This is a genomic window from Parasutterella excrementihominis YIT 11859, from assembly GCF_000205025.1.
In the GTDB taxonomy this organism is placed as follows: Bacteria; Pseudomonadota; Gammaproteobacteria; order Burkholderiales; family Burkholderiaceae_F; genus Parasutterella; species Parasutterella excrementihominis.
This window is the reverse complement of sequence record NZ_GL883689.1, coordinates 1-1,953: the sequence shown is the minus strand read 5'-3', so window position 1 is coordinate 1,953 and position 1,953 is coordinate 1. Positions and strand designations below refer to the sequence as shown.

General features: G+C 44.7%; 1 protein-coding gene. It reads right to left on the bottom strand.

Going from position 1 to position 1,953, the window contains the following annotated elements; genetic code table 11:
- Positions 1-46: 46 nt before the first annotated feature.
- Positions 47-1,834: an IS1634 family transposase gene (locus HMPREF9439_RS03390; protein ID WP_008863714.1), complete on the bottom strand. Its 1,788-nt coding sequence runs from the start codon at positions 1,832-1,834 to the stop codon at positions 47-49.
- Between the last annotated feature and the right edge of the window lie 119 nt (positions 1,835-1,953).

Below are 1,953 nucleotides of genomic sequence, written 5' to 3'. Positions count from 1 at the left end.
TTGCGTTTTTCAGTGATCTAGCCGGAGTCCAGCTCCGGCAGTCTCATTAAATTTCAATATCCGTACCCAATAGCGGTTCGGTCTCCGGTTCTTCAGGAACCTCTTCCGGAGTTTCAGGACCGGCTCCGGGAACTCTGACATCCAACGCTTCAAAGTATTTAATCTTTTTACCGGCAACTTCGTCGAAGTAGTAGCCATGGTTAAAGCGGGTTTGCATGACGTTGTTCAGAACCTGAAGGATCTTAGAATCGCTCTCGTAGACCAGGTTTAGTTTTCCCGCTTTTTTGTTTTCTCTCATATAGCTGCGGATTCTTGAACGGACCATCAGAGACAAGCCCGTCGCAATGAACTGCACGAAGGTTTTCCCTTGAAGGGCCTTGTTGTCGGAGCATCTGATCCTATTGCAGCCGAGTCGATCCTTAAGCGTTGCAAAGGCGTCCTCTACGCGCCAGCGGTCTGCGTAAGCGGTCCACGCTTTGACCGGATCTTTCTCAGAGTCCGTAACTAAAACTCTGAAGCCCTTGTACTTCAAGTATTCGTCAACCCGGCGGTTAATAATAATCAAGCCTTTTTCTTTATCGTTTCGGAAGAACTTTTCTTTCAGCTCTTCTTCTTGTTCGGTAAGGGCTTCCTCTTCGAGGAGTTTCTTTTTAATCGTGAGGAGCGATTCCGTGAGCTTATTGGCTGCTTCCTGATAGATAACCGGATCGTAGAACATGTGGTAATACAGCTCTGCGGATGCGGTGTTCGAAGCCGGTTTTCCATCTACCGGCCGCGGGTCATATTTCCAATTCACCTTGGCCGTGGCAATGTTCTTTCTGATGTAGGGGTCGCCGCTGTTGAGGTCTGCAAACTCTTTCCTGTGTTCATCGATAAGCTCTCTTGCCAGACAGCCTTTAGTCCCCAGACGGACATTAAAGATGAACTCAACTTTATTGATCAGACAGTCGTTGATGTTTTTTACGCTGTTATAGCCTTTGTCAGCAACCAGAACCACATTCTTCATGTTTAAGAGCGCTTGATCGGCAATCGTATGACGAATGGTGCTGACATCAGGAACATTCCCGTCATAAAAGCGATAAAAAATCGGAAGTCCGGACTTCTGGTCTACCAAGAAGAGAACATTTAGCTGCGGCAGCGCATCATCGTCTTTGTTCTTTCCGTATTCAATGTGGGTCAGGTTGGTGGAATAAGAAGATATTGAGGTGGAATCCAAGGCAAGGATGATCTTATTGTCTTCGTCTTCTTGAAGATAACTGCGCATCAGCGAGAAATAACGCTGCACGTCTCTAAGTTCTATTCTTTGAAAGAGGCGTGTTACTGCCGAAGGACTTAGCGCACGCGGGTAAGGCAGTCTCGTCGTCTCGGCAAAACTTTCATAAAAGCTGACGTTGTTGTTCTGGTTAAGAATTAGAAAGTAGGCCAGAGAAAGAATCTTTTTATAGTCCTTATGCCTCGGAAAGCACTCCTTTAAGAATTCTCCGACGGGAGAGTCGGCAACGATTTGGTCTAAAGCCCAAGTAGCACCGGCGTGAAGCTTCTTTATATTACGAGCTTGCTCGAGGGTAATACCTTCCTCTGAGATCGGTGTAAAGACATAATCTTTACCCTTTCTCTCAACCTGATAGTTACGAAATTCAGGATGTTCCTGAAGGAAAGCTTCATCAAAACGAATTTTTCCTTCCTTCTGGCCGCCAAGGATTGTTCCGATCTTTTTGGATTCACCTCTCTTACTTCGTTTGAGTTCTCTGTCCCAGATGTTTTTATAGGTGTAGACGTAATAAACGGAACCGGCTTTATTGATCAGAATCGGAGGAAGCTTCGGATTCGGCATTAATAGATCTCCATAAACAATGATCTAGTATAACATAAAAAATCCTCAATTTCAACATTAACTTTTTGTTTAATTGAGGATTTTTAAAATAATGAAGATCTAGAAGCGCAAAATTTCAG